General features: G+C 45.0%; 16 protein-coding genes and 1 pseudogene. 8 read left to right on the top strand and 9 right to left on the bottom strand.

Going from position 1 to position 18841, the window contains the following annotated elements; genetic code table 11:
* Positions 1 to 2: 2 nt before the first annotated feature.
* Complete coding sequence (locus ICN11_RS10175; RefSeq protein WP_062310083.1) at positions 3 to 233, top strand: DUF2789 family protein; 231 nt, start codon at positions 3 to 5, stop codon at positions 231 to 233.
* A 185-nt stretch (positions 234 to 418) separates the two neighbouring features.
* Positions 419 to 1042: a tyrosine-type recombinase/integrase gene (locus ICN11_RS10170; RefSeq protein WP_062310081.1), complete on the top strand. Its 624-nt coding sequence runs from the start codon at positions 419 to 421 to the stop codon at positions 1040 to 1042.
* A gap of 146 nt (positions 1043 to 1188) precedes the next feature.
* Here ICN11_RS10170 and ICN11_RS10165 read toward each other — a convergent pair whose 3' ends face one another.
* Together ICN11_RS10165 and ICN11_RS10160 are read right to left on the bottom strand one after the other, a co-directional pair.
* Positions 1189 to 1689 carry a hypothetical protein gene (locus tag ICN11_RS10165; protein WP_068949419.1) on the bottom strand — a complete coding sequence of 167 codons (501 nt, stop codon included), beginning with the start codon at positions 1687 to 1689 and terminating at the stop codon, positions 1189 to 1191.
* A 41-nt stretch (positions 1690 to 1730) separates the two neighbouring features.
* The gene (locus ICN11_RS10160) at positions 1731 to 3911 is read right to left on the bottom strand and encodes a heavy metal translocating P-type ATPase (protein WP_216230282.1); all 2181 of its coding nucleotides are present in this window, start codon (positions 3909 to 3911) and stop codon (positions 1731 to 1733) included.
* Between the two features lie 98 nt (positions 3912 to 4009).
* Here ICN11_RS10160 and cadR point away from each other — a divergent pair, with 98 nt between their 5' ends.
* The gene (cadR, locus tag ICN11_RS10155; RefSeq protein ID WP_015421828.1) at positions 4010 to 4408 is read left to right on the top strand and encodes a Cd(II)/Pb(II)-responsive transcriptional regulator; all 399 of its coding nucleotides are present in this window, start codon (positions 4010 to 4012) and stop codon (positions 4406 to 4408) included.
* A 362-nt stretch (positions 4409 to 4770) separates the two neighbouring features.
* Here cadR and ICN11_RS10150 read toward each other — a convergent pair whose 3' ends face one another.
* From ICN11_RS10150 to ICN11_RS10125, 6 genes are all read right to left on the bottom strand, one after another.
* Entirely contained in the window at positions 4771 to 5139 is a 369-nt protein-coding gene (locus tag ICN11_RS10150; RefSeq protein WP_015421829.1) for a hypothetical protein, read from the bottom strand.
* Positions 5140 to 5154: 15 nt separating this feature from the next.
* The gene (locus tag ICN11_RS10145; RefSeq protein ID WP_015421830.1) at positions 5155 to 8277 is read right to left on the bottom strand and encodes an efflux RND transporter permease subunit; all 3123 of its coding nucleotides are present in this window, start codon (positions 8275 to 8277) and stop codon (positions 5155 to 5157) included.
* 10 nt (positions 8278 to 8287) lie between these two features.
* Positions 8288 to 9328 carry an efflux RND transporter periplasmic adaptor subunit gene (locus ICN11_RS10140; protein ID WP_015421831.1) on the bottom strand — a complete coding sequence of 347 codons (1041 nt, stop codon included), beginning with the start codon at positions 9326 to 9328 and terminating at the stop codon, positions 8288 to 8290.
* Complete coding sequence (locus tag ICN11_RS10135; protein ID WP_015421832.1) at positions 9325 to 9894, bottom strand: hypothetical protein; 570 nt, start codon at positions 9892 to 9894, stop codon at positions 9325 to 9327. Before ICN11_RS10135 ends, ICN11_RS10140 begins: the two co-directional genes overlap by 4 nt.
* Positions 9895 to 9907: 13 nt before the next feature.
* Positions 9908 to 11191, bottom strand: a complete 1284-nt coding sequence (locus tag ICN11_RS10130; protein ID WP_015421833.1) for a TolC family protein — start codon at positions 11189 to 11191, stop codon at positions 9908 to 9910.
* 70 nt (positions 11192 to 11261) lie between these two features.
* The gene (locus tag ICN11_RS10125; RefSeq protein ID WP_015421834.1) at positions 11262 to 11597 is read right to left on the bottom strand and encodes a hypothetical protein; all 336 of its coding nucleotides are present in this window, start codon (positions 11595 to 11597) and stop codon (positions 11262 to 11264) included.
* Positions 11598 to 12305: 708 nt separating this feature from the next.
* Here ICN11_RS10125 and ICN11_RS10120 point away from each other — a divergent pair.
* The 5 genes and pseudogenes from ICN11_RS10120 (at position 12306) to dacB (ending at position 17800) form a co-directional block, all read left to right on the top strand.
* Entirely contained in the window at positions 12306 to 13118 is an 813-nt protein-coding gene (locus tag ICN11_RS10120; protein ID WP_216230281.1) for a diguanylate phosphodiesterase, read from the top strand.
* A gap of 13 nt (positions 13119 to 13131) precedes the next feature.
* Positions 13132 to 13755 carry a response regulator transcription factor gene (locus ICN11_RS10115; RefSeq protein ID WP_046330786.1) on the top strand — a complete coding sequence of 208 codons (624 nt, stop codon included), beginning with the start codon at positions 13132 to 13134 and terminating at the stop codon, positions 13753 to 13755.
* Between the two features lie 7 nt (positions 13756 to 13762).
* A pseudogene (locus ICN11_RS10110) lies at positions 13763 to 15799 on the top strand (response regulator); the annotation flags it as partial.
* Positions 15800 to 16073: 274 nt separating this feature from the next.
* Positions 16074 to 16208 (top strand): hypothetical protein, encoded by a 135-nt coding sequence (locus tag ICN11_RS10810; RefSeq protein WP_370623628.1) that lies wholly within the window; start codon positions 16074 to 16076, stop codon positions 16206 to 16208.
* A gap of 32 nt (positions 16209 to 16240) precedes the next feature.
* On the top strand, positions 16241 to 17800 hold the full coding sequence (dacB, locus tag ICN11_RS10105) for a D-alanyl-D-alanine carboxypeptidase/D-alanyl-D-alanine-endopeptidase (protein WP_216230279.1): 1560 nt from the start codon (positions 16241 to 16243) through the stop codon (positions 17798 to 17800).
* Here dacB and ICN11_RS10100 read toward each other — a convergent pair.
* Positions 17746 to 18840 carry an L-threonylcarbamoyladenylate synthase gene (locus ICN11_RS10100; RefSeq protein ID WP_216230278.1) on the bottom strand — a complete coding sequence of 365 codons (1095 nt, stop codon included), beginning with the start codon at positions 18838 to 18840 and terminating at the stop codon, positions 17746 to 17748. The two genes, dacB and ICN11_RS10100, sit on opposite strands and share 55 nt — an antisense overlap.
* Position 18841 lies beyond the last annotated feature (1 nt).

Below are 18841 nucleotides of genomic sequence, written 5' to 3'. Positions count from 1 at the left end.
TCATGGAAAAGTCATTTCATCCATTCTCTGAGTTATTCCTTCAATTAGGACTACCTTCTGATGGTAATAGTATTAAGGCATTCATTGATCGGCATGCGCCTTTAGATGAAGCGATTGAATTAGCGGATGCACCATTCTGGACACCATCTCAAGCAAGGCTTCTTCGTGATGAGTTGCTTTTAGATGCTGATTGGGCCGAGATTGTGGATCAGTTAAATAAAGACTTACGTTAAGCAGGTCGCTCAGTTTTGGGTGAGAGTTAGCGTACTCAGATTATTGAATTGATGGTCTGCTTTGGGTCGATATTTGCCTCCAGTAGCTAACTAGCTTGAATGGCTGCTTTTGAGATTTCTAGAGTCCTTGCTGATGCCATTAATTCAGCGCAAAGTGGTATTCCCTTTCACATAAGGAGAATGTCATGGAACAGCTTATTGCAACTACGCATAAAGAACCCTGGAACAAAGGCAAACTGACAGGGCAGAAAGCACCACTTAAGTTAAAAGATATTTGGGCCATTCGGGTCCGACTACAGCTAAATGGCAACAAGCGGGATTTAGCTTTATTTAATTTGGCTATCGACAGCAAATTAAGAGCTTGTGACCTAGTTAAGTTAAAAGTTCGAGATATCGCGACTGGAGACCATGTTTCATCTAGAGCCAACATATTGCAACAAAAGACCCATCGACCAGTTCAGTTTGAAATTACTGAATTAACAAGGACTGCAGTTGAGCAATGGATTCAGGCGGATGGTTTGCACCTGGAGGATTATCTATTCCCCAGTCGGATTAAAGAATCCCCACATTTATCGACTAGGCAGTACGCTAGGATTGTGCATAGTTGGGTTAGCTCTATTGGCTTGGAATCAGCAAACTATGGAACGCACACCATGCGCCGCACTAAGGTTTCTTTAATCTATCGCCGGACTAAAAACCTACGAGCAATTCAGTTGCTGCTGGGTCATACCAAGCTGGAAAGTACAGTTCGTTACCTAGGCATTGAAGTGGATGATGCTTTAGAGATGGCAGAACAAACTGAGGTTTGAAATTGGGGAGGCTGCGTTAATGCCATCGCCGCAGTCTACCCCTCCCTCATAACCAGACAGTCAGATGGACTTTGGGCGATAGGCTCAATTCGACCCAAGGGAGACCTTGGAGGACAAGTCCAGAAACTCATCCCCCTAGTGTGTTACTACCTTGACCGATCCATCCACATATAGTTCTGCTGCATCATTTGGTTCATCATGTTCTGCTGCATACCCATGTATTGATCCATCATGTATTGGCGTTGCTTTAACTGCTCAGGTGTTAATTTAGAGTAATAGGGGCCCATACCATTCCAACCCATCATGTGTCCACCCATCATGCCGCCGTTACCACCACAACAACCCATCATTCCCGAACCCCACATGCCTTGCATCATATTCATGTTGCCCTGCATTGTGCTCCAGTGAGCCTGCATCAGCTTTTGCCTTTCTTGCGGATCTTGAGTTGCACGGATCTGATCCATCTGCTGTTGCATCTTTTTAAAGTTCTCTTGAATTTGAGCGGCTTGCTTATCAAACTCCGCTACATCAACATTTTTTTGTTGTGTCTGTGAGGCTTTAGTGCCCGCCCCTGCTGTTTGCGCCAAAACGGGCGCACTTAGTAAAACACCTAAACTTAAAATCGCAACCCATCCTAGCTTTTTCATTTTAGTACTCCTTGAGTTAACTGCTTGATATGAACTAACACCTAGCTTCTTAATAACCGCAATCCATTTGCCACTACTAGCAAGCTCGCACCCATATCCGCAAATACCGCCATCCACATCGTGGCTTGCCCTGTAAAGGTAAGCACAAGGAAAATAGCTTTAATGCCAAGAGCAAGAACAATGTTTTGAGTCAGAATTAGAGCGGTTGATTTGGATAGCCGAATAAAGGTAGCAATCTTGCGTAAATCATCATCCATTAGCGCAACATCAGCAGTCTCTATCGCAGTATCGGTTCCAGCCGCCCCCATCGCAAATCCAATACTTGCTCTTGCTAAAGCGGGGGCATCATTAATGCCATCTCCAACCATGCCTACCTTTACATTGGGATCCTTTTTTAGGCGACTGTCAATTATTTTGAGCTTATCTTCAGGCAATAAATTACCCATAATCTCATCGACACCCACCTGTTTACCTATTGCCTTAGCGGTGTGCTGATTGTCACCAGTGAGCATGATGGTAGTCACGCCTAATTGGTGAAGCTCATCAATAGCCTGCTTGCTTGTTTCTCTAACAGTATCGGCCACCGCAATAATGGCTAAAACCTCTGTTTGGTTGGTAAGCAATACGGCCGTTTTGCCTTGCTGCTCTAGTGGTAATAAACGATTCTCAATATCATCAGAGCACAAACCCAATTCTTCAATCAGTCGATGATTGCCAAGGTAATACAAATTACCCTCAATAACGCCTTTGACACCGCGACCCAGAATCGCCTCAAAGCTATCTACAGTCTTTAAATCATTCTTTTGCTCTTGATTAGCATGGGCAATTGCTAGAGATACGGGATGATCAGATCGCGCTGCAAGACTGATGGCAATTTCGTGAATATGCTTGTCATTGCTACTTAATGCAAAAAAGTCCGTTTGTGCAGGCTTCCCGTAGGTTAGTGTCCCTGTCTTATCTACTGCTAAGACCTTCATGCTCCGTCCTGCTTCTAAAAAAGCGCCTCCTTTAATTAAGATGCCTTTTCTTGCAGCGGCTGCTAAGCCACTCACAATCGTTACTGGTGTTGAGATCACCAAAGCACAAGGGCAGGCAATCACTAACATGACTAATGCTTTATAGATCCACTCTTGCCATGACTGCGCCATTAACAATGGAGGCAAAACAGCGACTAACACCGCAAGCAAAAAAACAGCTGGCGTATAGATCTTGGCGAATTGATCAACAAAACGCTGGGTGGGCGCACGACTTCCTTGCGCTGCTTCAACTGCATGAATAATTCGAGCTAGCGTTGAATGAGTCGCTTCTGCAGTAACTTTGTATTCGAACGATCCTGTCTGATTGATCGTTCCTGCAAATACCTCATCGCCAACTATCTTATCGACCGGTAGGCTCTCACCCGTGATTGGCGCTTGATTTACTGCCGAGTTACCACTTATTAATATGCCGTCTAAAGCTATTCGCTCTCCAGGACGCACTCGAACTAAAGCACCTAAAGCGATAGCCTTTACATCCGTTAGCACCCAAGAGCCATCGGCTTGCTGAACGGTTGCGGTTTCAGGGGTGAGGTCTAATAAGCCACGAATCGCATTACGAGCACGATCTAATGACTTGGCTTCAATTACTTCAGCTAGAGTAAATAAGAACATCACCATGGCGGCTTCTGGCCAACTTCCAATCGCCATCGCGCCTGTGACTGCAATTGACATTAAGGCATTGATATTGAGATTGCCATTCTTTAATGCAATCCAGCCCTTTTTATAGGTGGTCAGGCCACCTGAAGCAATTGAGGCGATTACTAGAGCAATGACAATCCACTGATTACCAAGTTGCAGCAATTCCATGATTTCAGCCAAGGTTGCAGTGATACCTGCAACAGCCAATGGCCACCAATTTTTTTTAGGTATAGGCTCAATCGAGCTGTCCTTTGTAGAAGTCTGACCACTTTGTAGCACCGCCTGCATTCCAATTGAACCCAAAGCGGACTCGATAGCGTCAAGTGAGTTGAGATTGTGACCAACCGTGAGTATCCTTTGCATTAAGTTAAAGTCCAGCGACTCAATGCCGTTTACACTAACTAGCTTTTTGCGAATAAGCGCCTCTTCAGTTGGGCAGTCCATATTTTCAATGCGATAGATGGCCTTATTCTTGCTCGGTATTTCAGAAGCCTTTGTCACAGGGGTTGATGTTGAACAACTACAGGAGGTATTGCATTCGCTCATAGCGGAAACCTAAATGATGAAGACATAGAACATTTAACACCCTATAGTAACTATAGAGTCAAGGGATTAGAATAAAAATGTAAAAACTTGGAGGTCAAATGAGAATTGGTGAACTAGCAACAGCCACAAGCACTCAAGTGGAAACTATTCGGTTTTATGAACAAGAGGGTTTGTTAGCAAAACCGGCTCGATCTGAGGGTAACTTCCGAATCTACGGGGATCAGCACCTGCAACGCCTTACATTTATTCGCCACTGCCGCTCGCTGGACATGACCTTAAGTGAAATTCGTCAATTACTTCGCTTAAAAGATTTGCCCGATGAAAACTGTGATGCAGTAAATGAATTGCTTGATGCCCATATTGAAGGTGTAAGCAATCGAATTAATGAGCTACGCCAACTTGAGCGACAATTAAAGCTGCTCAGAAAACAATGTCATGCGAATCAGGACTCAGCACATTGCGGGATCTTAAATAAATTATCGCTACCCGTGAAGTAAAAAAGAGGTGACACTACCGCCTCTTATTAGCCGAAAGCAGTCATCGGCCTTTTGCCGATTTACCAATAACCAATCGTTAACACCCAAGGAACCCTGTCTAAAGCCAATTCGACATTTTTAAGCCCGTTGGGAACAATAGACAATATTGGGTCGTTGTGAGTGGGAATGTTAAGCACTGATTAGCCGTGAGCGTCTCGAAACACGACGGTTGTCGGGTTAACCGACATAGTAGGATGCCGTTAGCAATGGACCGATAACGACCCAAAACCAACTATAGATGGGCGCTGTCTTTACTATTCAGCGAGGTTAATCCAGATCATTTAGGGCGACCCAGAGTACAGACTAGATTGAGCTGATTTAGGCTATAAATTAAATCCTGCTGTAATCACTTTCGCTTTTATCTTGATAACTGCTATAGCCTTAGCTCCCTTGGGAATAGCGAAATTACCTTTCACTTCCAATTTGCCTCCATTAGGCAGTAGCTCATAATCTTTTTTATCTGATCCAATTAAGACTGTCAGCTTTGCGGTCCCACCATCTATAGGTATCGGTTTACCGTGGTCCGTCAAATACAGCGATAGGCTATCAGGCTTTGCAACCAATTCAACATCAATGTCCTTAGCCTCTACTATGACACCGCCATGCATTGGCTTTAAATCATGGCCGGCTCCAGCATGGGCTGGACCAATAAAACTGATTAGCAAGGTTGCAATCACCATCATTGATTTCATATAAACCCCTTTAAATTAAAATACTTCGTTAGTTTTCATATTGCTCAAGGCTATTTCAGATGCTTTTTTCCCGTAAAGCCAAAACATGGCTGGCGTTAAAAAGGTATCCAATAAGGTAGAGCTGATGAGCCCGGAGAAAATAACAACTGCTACTGGATGCAATATCTCTGTACCAGGACGCTCTGCTTCAAATAACAATGGTGCCAAGGCAAAAGCTGTGACCAAAGCTGTCATTAGTACAGGACTTAAGCGCTCAATTGATCCGCGAATAATCATTGCCAGACTAAACGATTCACCTTCTGACTGCATCAAATTTAAGTAATGGCTAATTTTTAAGATTCCGTTACGCACAGATATTCCTGCTAGCGTGATAAATCCTATTAATGCAGCAATCGAGAGTGGCTGGCCTGAAATCCACAAACCAATCACTGCTCCGACCATAGCTAAGGGAATGTTAGACATAATCATTAAAGATAGGCGCATGGACTTATAGCGGTTATTTAAAACCGCAAACATCAAAAGAAATGATCCAATCGATAGCAAACCAATTACTTTAGATGCCTCTTCTTGCGCTTTAAATTGACCATCTAAAGTAATAAAGTAACCCTCTGGAAGAGTCTGATTAGAGATCACAGTTCTAATATCAGCCACGATATCTGACAGGGCACGCTTGGAGGCATTAGCCGATAAGACAATTCTTCGCTTACCGCCGTCTCTGCTAATTTGATTTGGGCCATCCCCATCCTCAATGCTAGCAATTTTGGAGAGTGGAATTTTTCCATTTGGCGTATCAATCAAGATATCAGCAAGCCCTTCTAAATTTCTTGCTGAGTCTGGTAACTTGATCACTAAGGCAAACCGTCGATTACCCTCAATAATTTGCGAGAGCCTCTCCCCTTCAACCATGCCCTGCAAGGTGGCCATAATCTGAGATGTTGAAACTCCATATTGCGCCGCCTTATCGTAATCAATTCGGACCTTAATTTGTGGTGCTAAAACCTGCTTTTCTATTTCTAGATCAACTAAGCCTTCAATGCCTGCCAATTTCGATCTTAGAAGGTCGGCTTGGCTACGCAGCACGTCCAAATCATCGCCAAAGATCTTAATAGCAATTTGCGATCGCACTCCTGAAAGCATGTGATCTATTCGATGTGAGATTGGCTGACCGATCGCAATTGCAGCGGGTAAGTTAACTAATCTTGACCTGATATCTGCCTGTATCTCAGCCATGGAGCGATCTAAATCTCCCGCAGGCTTTAAACCAACATCTAACTCGCTCACATGTACACCTTCCGCATGCTCGTCCAATTCTGCGCGGCCACTCCTGCGTCCAACATAAGTCACTTCTGGAACCTGCCTGACTAACTTTTCTGCTTGGCTAGCTACGCCCGCCGATTCAGAGAGAGAGACACCAGGATTTAAACGCAATCCGATCAGTAAAGTCCCTTCGTTAAAGGGCGGTAAAAATGCGCTCGCCATAAAGGGAACACTGGCAGCAGCGACTATGACGGATGCAAAAGCATACATCAGAGGCTTTTTAGGCGCCGCCAATAACCTTGATAACTGAACCTCATAATGGCTTTTAAGCCAAGTGACAATCTTTGTATCGTGATCCCTCAGGGACTGCATTGAGGGCAGCAAGTAAAAGCAGAGTACTGGCGTGATAGTGACTGAAACTAAAAGCGATGCAAGAGTAGAGACTATAAATGCAATACCCAAAGGCACAAATAGTCGCCCCTCTATACCTGGTAATGCAAATAATGGGATGAATACCAAAACGATGATGGCTGTAGCATAGATAATTCCGGTTCTTACCTCAAGCGATGCGGCTCTCACAATCGCTAGTGGACTTAATTGGTCTAAAGATGCTTTATCTAGATTTACTCTAAGGCGACGAATTACGTTTTCCACATCAACTACTGCATCATCAACCAGGCCGCCGATTCCAATGGCTAAGCCTCCTAAGGTCATCGTATTAATTGATAAACCAAAGTACTTAAAAACTAGGGCAGTTAAGAGAATTGAAACTGGAATTGCTGTTAATGAGATGAGGACCGGGCGAATTGTTCCTAAAAAGAAATACAGCACTACAGCAACAAAGATTGATGCGCCAATCAGCTTACCCTCTAAAGTGCTAATGGATGCATCAATAAAGCTCGCCTGCCTAAATGTTACTTTTGGAGCTTCCATGCCAGTTGGCAAGCCCTGCTTTAATTCTGCAATAGCCGATTCAATCTTTTTTGTTAGCGCTACCGTATCTGCTGAAGGTTGTTTTTGTACACCTAGAATGACTGCTGGCCCACCTTCATAACCGGCATCGCCTCGCTTAACTGCTGGTGCAAAAGTAATATCTGCAACTTGTCTTAAAAGTATTGTTTGTCCATTGCGGTTCGATACGGCAATGTTCTTTAAATCTTCAAGGCTAGAGGTTCGCCCTATATGACGAATAAGATACTCACGATTATTGGACTCAAGAAATCCACCAGACGTATTTGCAGAGTAGCCCCGCAATGCATCTTCAATCTGCAATATGCTAAGGCCTAGCTCCGCCATACGGCGAGTATTGGGTTGCACTTGAAACTGCCTGACTTGCCCACCTATAGGAATGACTTGCGCTACCCCGGGGATAGCCATCAATCTGGGTCGCAAAACCCAATCAGCATACTCGCGAACCTGCATGGATGAAATCTTAGATTCATCAATCGGAATGGCAATTTGCATAATCTCACCCATGATCGAACTAATGGGCCCCATGCGCGAAACAATGCCATCCGGAATTGCTCCCTCCATAGATGACAGTCTTTCTGAAACCATTTGTCTGGCGCGATAGATGTCTACAGTCCAGTCAAAAGTAACGTATATGAAAGAGAGGCCGGCGCTAGATACTGAGCGAATAGCCTCTACTCCCGGTAAACCATTCATAGCCGTTTCGAGTGGGAATGTAATGAGTTGTTCAACTTCTTCTGAAGCCATTCCGCCAGCCTCGGTCATGATGGTGACAGTAGGCTTATTCAGATCGGGAAAGACATCCACAGGCATCTTGCTTAAGGTGTAGGCACCATAGAACATAGATATAGCACCGAGCAAAATCACTATCATGCGATTTTTTAAGCTGAAATCTAATAACCAAGTAAACATGTCTTAATCCTTAACGAATTTGATTGATGAGGGATGCCCCATCAGTAATGACTCGTTCACCATCTTTAATACCACTAGTAATAACAATGCTCTGACCATCTAAAGGCTCATATACAACTGTTCTTGGCTCAAATATTTCTGGGGACTTTTTAATCCAGACAATTGTTTGGTTCGAGCTGCTTTTGACTAATGATTTTGAAGGCGCCTTTACTCCAGTGATCTTGCTATCGGTATTTACAAATACTCGAATGGGCTGACCTATGGGTAAAAATTGGAGATCGTCCGATTTAGCAGAAAAAGTTAGAGGTAAGGCTTGCTCTCTGAGGGTCTGTCCACCACCAAGATACTTGAGCTCAATCACTTTGCCATTGACATCCACCTTGCCATCAGCAATGTTCTTACTCAGACTTGAATCGTAGGCAAGCGCTTCTATTAATAGCTTGGATGGATTAACGACCTCAAAGATTAGATCTCTTGCTTGCACTACTTGGCCAGATACGACACCCGTAGTAGAAATAATTCCGCTGACTGGGGCTCTTAATTCTTCATTAGCAACAGCGGCTTCTGCCTCTTCAATAGTCTTACGAGGGACCGTATCGCTCAGATCTCGCAAACGCTTTAGTCGACTTTCCGCAAGTGATCTTGATTTTCCTGGGCCAGCCTCTGGCGTTACATACGCCAAGACATCGCCTTTACTAACCTTCTGTCCGGGCAATGGAAAACCAGCTGGTCCCGGCGTAATACGGCCAGCAACAATCGCTTGCACCTTACCGCCAAAGTTAGGATCCATAATGACTTTTCCAGCTAAATCATAGGTTTTGGCATATTCGCCGAACTGGCCAGGAGCTGTCATCACGTGTAACTGGCGTTGCGCAGGCTTGGGAATAAAAAGACTGCCGTCCGACTGTCTTTTAGGGGCGTCACCTTGAACTTGGGATACTTCCGACTCGCCATGACCCGGCCCAGCATAAACCTTAAAAGCAAATAGCGCCACAGATAAACTAATGAGGACAATGGGGCGAAATACAAAATCTCTCTGTTTGCGATTCATACCCGCTCCTTAATTTGTTTGATTAGTTTTTTTGTATTCGTCATCAACACCTCTTTCTTGCGATAAGACAAATAGGCAATTGCCATCAAGAGGCTGAAATAAAGCAAGATCTTTATTGCTGATTTCCAAGTGATCAATGAGGAGCGCTCAAAGGAACTTAGATCTATAGTGGCTGCTAGTATGTCGGTAACATCATCATTAATCGTGATGGTGATCGCAGTAGGCTGATCTTTAATTTTATTTTTTAGGCGAAAGAGATACTCTCCATCGCCATGAGGCTCTGAACTAATTTTAGAGCCCTCAAGCTCAATTTCAACCTTGGCTCCTTTGACCAATTCATTGGAGGAGTAGCGATCTAGGTAGAGCGTGATTTCCTTGCCGTTAATCACTCCTACCGCCTCATAGAGATCAGATTCAGCATAAAAGCGAGGTAGTGATTGAGTTTGTGCAGTGGTGGGTTTTTCCTCCCCATGACCAGGACCTGCATAAGTTGCCGATGCGATCGTCAGAAATAGCGCAATTAATAGTTTTGACGCCCACTGACTATATTTGTTCAATAAATTCATAGTTAAAGTGACCTTACTCTGGTAACAGGCCAAGGGCCTGTCGTAAATTTGAAACTGAAACTGCGTAATTGATTTTTGCAATTGCAGCCTGCCTATTTGCATCCACTGCTTCTAGCTCAATACGTAGTCTTGTGGGCAAATCGGTTTCACCAAAGCGAAATGATTTGTCAAAAAATTGACGTGTTTCATTGGCTAAGTTAGACCTCTTATCTGCAGCGCCAAGCTTCATTTTTGCCGACTTCACTAAAGCCACATTTGACTCCACATTACTTAATGCAGACTCTCGCTCATAGGACAATCGAACCTCTGAATCGACCATCTCAGCAGTAGCACTGGCCAATCTATTGGTATTGCGAGCATCAGAGCCAAAAGGAATTCTTAACCCAACAGCAACTGATTGCTGATACGGAACGCCATAGACTTCACGGCCCTTAGTAGTCCATATTTGCAATTGTGGGGAAGCCCGAGTTTGAGACTTTGCTAGGTCAACTGCTTTTTTAGCAACCTCTAACTGATCTACAAGGGCTGCAACGATTGGCAAACTAGAATCTAGTCCTGACAGGTTTTCAGGAACCTTAGGTAGCGGTTCAATATTTTTAGCAATGTCACCGAATTGAATTTTCTTGAGATACTCACTTCCTAATAAAGTACGCACCCTTTGCTCAGCATTAATTACGTTGGCCTGCGCTTCGACCAAAAAAGCTTCTGATGATGCGAGGGCACCATTGGCCTGATGAAGATCAGCGCGAGATAAGTCTCCAGCCTTAAATCTCTTTTCAACATCAAGAGCTAAGCTCTTTGCATTCTCATTTCTGCGTAGCGCTAAATCAGACTCAATTTTTGATTTCTGGTAATTCCAATAGGCATCCCTTACTTCAGCTGCAATTCTCAATTGGGATAGATAGTATTGAGACAAAAGCTTTTTATATTCAGCATCCGCTAAATTAATTGAGCTTGACCGCTCATTCCATAACCACAGGGGGATATCTAAACCCAGTATGGTTTCACTAGCGCCTTGATTGCTGTTAGTTCTATCGGTCTTTTGCGACACTTCAACCGAAGCTGGGCTTACCAAAAGGCTGCTAGCAATTTTTTGCTTAGCAAGCGCGGCCTCTACTCGATACTGATAGGACTTGTAGTCAGGTTGGCGCTCCCATGAAGATTCATAGAAGGACTTTAAGGTCGATCCACCTTTGAGCTCGGCATTAGCCAGCGCTATTGGCGATCCCAATATAAATACCAATCCAGTAAATTGAATGACGCAGCGACGAACTACGCCCGAATACTCTCGCAACATAAAAACTCCATTTGTTTGTTCAAAACAGAGTTAGCGAGAGGAGAAGAATTAGGTTAAGGCTCTCGCTAACTTAGGCGAGAGCGAGCCAATTGGGTTTTTCGGGGCGGTGAGGAGAAATATCGACTAAAAACTCTACTCGTGCATCTTCATAATGAAAGATGGTAGAGGTAACTGAAATGCTAAAAGTGGAATGCAATGCTGGAGAATGCGCCAAATGACAGACCCCACAATCAGAATCGTAGCTTGCAGAATCGCTAGCAGAGGCAATGCTGACTGGCTTCTCATGCTCGTGATGTGAAACATGAGAAGCTGCTGCCTGCTCTTCTTGGCAGTAAGCAGAAACCGTAGCATAGGATGTTTGTATCGATAAAGCTAGCAGGGCCAGAATTATCAGGATTTTTCTCATTAGCTAATTACAGCATATTTCTTCGTATTTTGCATTTAGAGCTTTTCCATACAAGTCAAATGGATTAATCACTCACATAGCTGCTGTAATGCCACAACCCCCTGAATACCCAATGACTTGGTGGAAGAGGCGGCTCAACAACTTCAGAAGGTCTCTTAGTGGCCGATAGCTGCCCATCAAAATCAACAAGGAAAGCCTTTTTGAATGTCCGCAATAGATAGAGGGGCAGTCATACTTATCGACTCTTAACGGCACCATTTCCCCCAAGAAGTACATTAATTTTCTTTAAGCCTTTTATCCAGCCCTCGCAAATTTGCAGCTCCATTGGGATTTTCAGACTACTTTTGGCGTTGTATTGCCGTTTAATTTCTACCTAAATCATCTTAGTTCATTAATTATTTGCATTAGACGGCTACTCCAGCCTTAATTTCCTTGGCCTGCTTAGCAAAATCCCAACTTAAGCTTCGGAAAGTTAGCAAACTCCCAACTTAGACTGCGAATTCGCCCCAAATCGGCATTTCGGTATTCTTCCTAAGTCATTGAATTTAATGGAATCTACAGTACCAACTTAAACTGCGAACGATAATCCTGCACTTTCTATAATGGAGGCAGGCTAGTAGGTAGATTCCTACACATAAATAAGCCTTAAGCCCTTACCCCTCCAATCTGTCCTGCCTAGACTGGCTATTCAATGATTGGAGAATGCTGATGAGCCCGAAATCCCGGCTGTACACGCTTGTAAAGGCTTGGAAGAACAAACCCTTCCACGAAGTGCGCGATGCCTGCGGCCAGCCTTGGCTTGGTCTTAGCGGCGAAGCGCTCGAAGAACACCAATCCTGGTCCCAGCGACAAGCGATTAGTAACGAACCCATCTTTAATAGCCAAGGAACTAAGCTGACGAGCTCTTTATTTAGACCGCTACTGACCGCCACCGACACACAGCTCCTCAGACTATTCATGGAGGGCTTGGACACCATTACGTATTGGTACCGTAGCGGCCGCTTCATTCCAGGCATCTTACCCATGCCAGCCCAACACCTAGCGTCCAATCACTTTATAGATGCTTTGAGTGACCTGATTCTGAATTCTCGACTACCTGTTGGTCTTGTGAGCTTGGGCGTGCACAAACTCAACGAGCTTGACTCCATGGATTCCTGCATGGAAGGTCTATTACGAATGCGCCGCCTTGGCGTCTTAATCCATGCCCTCGATTTTTGTGGGGCGAGCTCTCAAATTCAATGGATTGAGCAAATGGAACCAGAGGGTATTCATATTGAGATGGGGCAATTTCGTGCTGGTGGCTTGCCAAACGAAATGATTTCGCTTGGTCAGAAATTTCACACCCAAATCTATGCCAGCAACATCACCCTGGTGAAGGATTTAGAGAATGTCATGGCAATGGGAGCGCACCACTGTTATGGCGGACTCATGATGCCGCCACTAAGTCGACATCAAATGCTACACACGAGCGATAGCCGCATCGCTAAAGCCATTTTTTCGCTGCACCCTCATAAAACCTAAACGGAGACAAGTAATGAGAAAACGCGTGATGTTGGTAGATGACCATCCAGCTATGCTGATGGCATTAAAGAGTATGTTGCAGGATCAATTGCTTTTTGAGATAGCAGGACAGGCACAGCATGGGGAGGAGTGTCTACGCTCAATCAAAGAAGTGAATCCGAATATGGTGATTCTGGATTTGGATATGCCCAAGACGGATGGCTTTGATGTTATCCGACGAATTGGTTTGATGCATCCAGAAGTTCGGATCTTAGTACTATCCAGTCTAGATGAAGCAGTCTATGGCGGCAGAGTGCGATCCTTGGGTGCGCATGGCTTTGTCAATAAGACTGCTGGCGCCGATGTCATTTTGGCTGCATGCGTTGCTATCTCTCAGGGATATACCTTCTTCACGCATGGGAAGAACGGAAATACTTCATTAAGCGATAACGATAAGCTGGCATTGATATCCGATCGCGAACTGCAGGTCATGAAGTATCTCGGAAAAGGCAATACGAACCAACAGATATCGGACTTACTGCACATTAGTAATAAGACGGTGGCAACCTACAAGACCAGGGTCTTTGACAAACTAGGCATTAACAACATTGCCGATTTGATCTTGTTCTGCCGCATGAACAACATTATCGAAAGCTAAAGTGGGTATGCATCGATTCACATTGAAAAAAGTATTTTCTCTCTGCTGCATCTATGCAGGCCTGGTGCAAGCTGGGCCTTTTAGTACGGTAGAGCAATCATGGATCGATGCCCATCCAGTCGTACGATTTAGCATTCACGAAAAATATGCGCCTTATCTTGCCGCATCCAATAAGGGTGATAGTGCTGGGCCATTTAAAGCCCTATTGTCGAAAATGGAAGAATGCACCCGACAGCAATATGTTCCGGTATGGAGAAAATCAGACTCGGAAGGTTTAAAGCAACTCGGCAGAGGCGAAGTAGATTTCATTATTGATCCGCCAAGCATTGATGATCATGTATTGCAATTCGGCTCCTTATCTGAAGCCATCTTTTGGGGGCATGATGTTGTTGTCACTAAAACCTCAAACAAGCTTGAATCACCCAATCTCAAAATCGCGTACTTTGATCGGGGTCTTGAGAATGCACCTACCAGTGCTGATAGTCATAATCAACACCAAGAAACACAGTCAGCCAAAGCCTTAATTCAATCACTCGTTAAAAGCGATATCGAGGCGCTAGTTATGCCCATTCGCTTGGCACGTAGATTGCTAGAAGAGTATCAAAATTCAGACTTAAGAATAGATGGGCTATACAGCCGAGATCCTTTTGCCTATCGCTGGTTGATCTCCGATCATGCTGCTCCTTTACAGGATGTATTAAGTCACTTTCTTGATGATTTAGATCCCATTGCCTCACGCCAACTCTTTGCATTAGGAAGTGAACCTGGACAAAAATCAAGCATGTTGCCTTGGCTGAGCACCGCCCTCCTCTTCCTTGTCGGCGGGGCAATGTTCTACCAACTCCAAAGAAAGTATTTTTATCAAAAGCAAACTGCAGTTGAATTACTGCACTCCAAGGAGTTAGCTGAAAAAGCAAATGCGGCTAAGTCTGCTTTTCTGGCAACCATGAGCCATGAAATTCGCACACCGATGAATGCCATTCTCGGAGTGCAAGAACTCCTCCTAGGTAGCGAGCAGTTTCCTAAAAAAGATAAGTCGCTATTGAAGAGTGCTCAAGCGTCGGCTGAATCTCTTTTGGGCATGCTCAATCAAGTATTGGATATTTCCAAAATTGAAGCTGGAAAACTTACTCTGAATTTAGAGCCTTGCAATCCACATCAATTAATTATGGATATTCATACGGCGTTTTCAACGGTAGCTAAGAAACAAGGGCTATTACTCCACACATCGATTGACCCTCGAATCGCTGAAGTCCTCATGATTGACGCCTTGCGCTTGCGCCAAGTGCTTCAGAATTTACTCAGCAATGCAATCAAATTCACCACCGAGGGTGAGGTATATTTTTCTATCACCGTCCTGGCGGATGATCATGCAGGTCAATTACTCGAGTTCAGAGTGATTGATACCGGAGTCGGGATGGGCAGTGAGCAAATCAAAATAGCTCTGCAAGCCTTTGAGCAATTGCCTGCCACTCAAGAGTCATCTCTATCAGAGCAAGAGAGGGGCACAGGGCTTGGACTGACCATCACCAATCATCTAGTGAACTCCATGAACAGCCACCTCTATTTTGAAAGCGCTCCAGGCTTTGGAAGCAATGTTCACTTTTCAGTGGCCCTTCCTAGAACCAGCATTGCCGCCCCCCAGCTAGCTTGCTTTGATTCACTCGCGGCGTCATCCAGAAGTTTGATCTCGAAAAGACCAAGCAAAAAAAGCTGCGGCATTCATGCCTTAGTGGTTGAAGATCATCCAGCAAGCCGCCAAATACTGTCCCTGCAATTAGAAGCGCTCGGAATCAATACTTGCGTCTGTGAGAATGCCACTGCGGCACTAGACTTACTAAAAGACCATCACTTTGATCTCATGCTGACAGATCAATCCATGCCTGGCATGCAAGGTTCTGAATTAGCTAAACAAATTCGATCTCAAGGCAATCGTGATCTCATCATCATTGGCGTCACTGCCGACATTTACGCCCTAGACTCTCGCCATCAGTTTTTATCCTCTGGTATGAACGGTGTACTCATCAAACCACTAAGCTTGGGCGCTCTTGAGAATGAACTCTTGCGCTATTTTGAAACCAGCCAAGAGCCCGCCGCCCCTAATGAGGTCTATTCATTCGATGCTTTCGCCAATCTCATTAAAGACGACCCACTCCAAATCATTGTGATCCTAGAGGAAATAGAAAAGGTGCATCTAGATGCCCTGGATCAATTAGCCTCTGACAATAGTCAAACCCAAATTGATGAGAAGCACTTTCAGGGTCTAATTCATAAAGTCAAAGGTGGAGCGCAGTTGCTGCAAGCTACTGAATTTATCCATGCGTGCGAATTACTTGAAGTTGACGGACCGCTTCCAGGACGCCTTGAGCGATTTGCCAATCTTCTCAAACAACAAAATCAAACTATCGAAACTTATAAGAAAAGATACCAGCAGTAATTTGAAACTGTTGTAGGTGATTGAGCCGTAAGGTTTATTCTATAGGGAATGCGCACCAAGAACTCTTCACCCTCTACCGCCGCCTTCCTACTCAGCCTATTGACCTGCCTGCTGTTCAGCCCAAAGACCTATTCCGCTGATCTGGTGTCCCAAGAGACCGCTTTAAAGTACATACCCAAAGCTGTAGCCGCAAGCCTTGAAAAAAATCAGATCCCCAAAGAGGCAATCAGCATTTCAGTGGTGGAAATTAACCCAGGGCGTCCAGGGAAAATTGCAGCAACCACTGAAGTAGATTGGCGCTCGCAGCAGGCCATGAACCCTGCCTCTACGATGAAGCTCATTACCACCCTCACGGGCTTGGATATGCTCGGACCTCAATATCGCTGGCGCACGAATATCTATACCGACGGGCTTATTCGTCAAGGCACTCTTAAAGGCAATCTGTATTTGCAAGGTACTGGCGATCCAAAACTAGTTCCCGAAGAGTTCGCCAAGATGATGAAAGCCCTACAAAATCTGGGTATTCAGAAAATTGATGGCAACCTCTTTTTTGATCGAAGCGCCTATGCGCCCAACGTCATGGAGCACAACACCATCGACGGCGAATCTCTGCGCGCCTATAACGTGCCGCCCGATCCTCTGCTATACGCTTTTAGAACGCTTTCATTTCAACTGGGTAAATCGCGTACTGCAGACTTTATCGATATTGGCTATACACCACCACTATCTCAACTCAAAGTGATCAACCAAATGCAGCTAGTTGATCAATCTTGTGATAACTGGAAAAGTAATATTCGCTTTAACCTTGATCCTGAAGGGGATGGAGCCACTACCAACCAACTCTTGACTGCACAGTTCTCCGGTAGCTTTCCGAATGCCTGCAAAGGGGTGAACTATAACGTTGTTGCTTTGGATGCCAACACCTTTCTGACTCAAGGCTTTGCTGCAGCCTGGGAATTATCCGGTGGAGCTTGGACTCAAACACCCACCGGAAAGTCTGGCGCCGTCCCTCTAGCGGCGCGATTGCTGTTGCAGTTTGAAGGCATCCCTTTGGGCGATGACGTACAAGACATTAATAAGTATTCGAATAACGTCATGGCCAGACAACTCATGCTGACCTTAGCCTTGGAAAAGATGGGTAAACCAGCGACCACTGAAAATGGGGAGCTTGTAATTCAGAGTTGGTTAAAGGGATTAGGGCTTCAATTCCCGGAACTCGTGATTGAGAACGGCTCCGGCCTATCACGCAACGAAGCAATCTCTGCTGAGCATATGACGCAATTGTTAGTTGCAGCTCGAAACTTATCTGTAGCAGATACTTTTTATAACAGCCTACCGATTGCAGGAACAGATGGCACGATGCGCAATCGCCTCATGGCGCATTTACGGAAATTTTTACACTTAAAGAAAAAGCCTGAAGCGCGAATCAAGACGGGATCACTTGCCGATGTCAGAGCAATCTCTGGCTATGTGATGAGCAAATCTGGAAAGATGTATGCAGTGACCTCCTTTATTAACCACCCCAATGCTTGGAGAGGTTTAGAGGCGCATGATCAACTATTGGCGTGGCTACTAGATGACGGCCCAGAGCCAAAACAAGCGCGCTGAAGACGGTCTCTAACGCCATCCCACTCCTCCCCTGCTGGCGGCTCTGGAAATAGAATCAAATCCCAACCCTGCTGATCTAAGTCTCGCAAAGAGCGATATAAACGACTTGCAAATGAAGTGCTGTCACTAGGCACAATCACTTCCTCAAAATGCACAGATGGATGTCCATCCTCACCTAAGGAGGAATCTGAATCCCAAACCGCAACCGCCACCCGTGACTTAATATCAGGAAACTCACTCAGCGCATCCAAAACTCTACCTGGTGCATACATTCTTAATGGGGTTGTCGGGGCGTAATGGGCACGCAGACTTCCAGAGACCCTTGGCAGGCCATCATCTTGCTTAGTTGCGTTAACTTCACCGGGCAAATAGATCTTGATGCCAGTCTTGGAAAAAATCTCTCCAGGAGTAATAAGACCTGGGCGCAATAAGACCGGATGATCGCCTGAGGATAAATCGATGATGGTTGATTCAATACCGACTTCGCAATCGCCGCCATCCAAAATCATGAGATCTAACATGCCTTCAAATTCACTGCGGACGTCAGCAGCGCTCGTAGGAGAGACTTTTCCGAAACGATTGGCAGAAGGGGCAACTACGCCGCCTTTAAATTTACGAAGTAACTCCTGAGCAATCGGATGGGCAGGCGCTCGAATTGCTACCGTATCCTGACCGCCAGTCAGTTCGTTTAAAACGCTTTTATCTTTTTTAAAGACCAGGGTTAGTGGGCCCGGCCAAAAAGCATTGATGAGTTTTAATGCATCTTCCGATAAATCTCTTACCCAGGGCGCCAGAACCGGAACCCAATCGACTTGCGCCTGATCAAACTTGTCAGGGGCTGCTAAGTGAACAATTAACGGGTGATTGGATGGCCTGCCCTTAGCAGTAAAAATCTGTTTGATTGCATCAGGGTTTTTTGCATCCGCGCCCAAGCCGTAGACCGTCTCAGTTGGGAAGGCGACTAAGCCACCATCTCGCAAATTTTGTACTGCCTCGTTGATTACCGCAGATGAATGCAGTGCGCTACTATCGCTGGACATT

It is taken from the genome of Polynucleobacter sp. 78F-HAINBA (assembly GCF_018882325.1).
GTDB lineage: Bacteria > Pseudomonadota > Gammaproteobacteria > Burkholderiales > Burkholderiaceae > Polynucleobacter.
The sequence above is the reverse complement of the archived record's forward strand: the minus strand, read 5'-3'. Positions and strand labels throughout refer to the sequence as shown.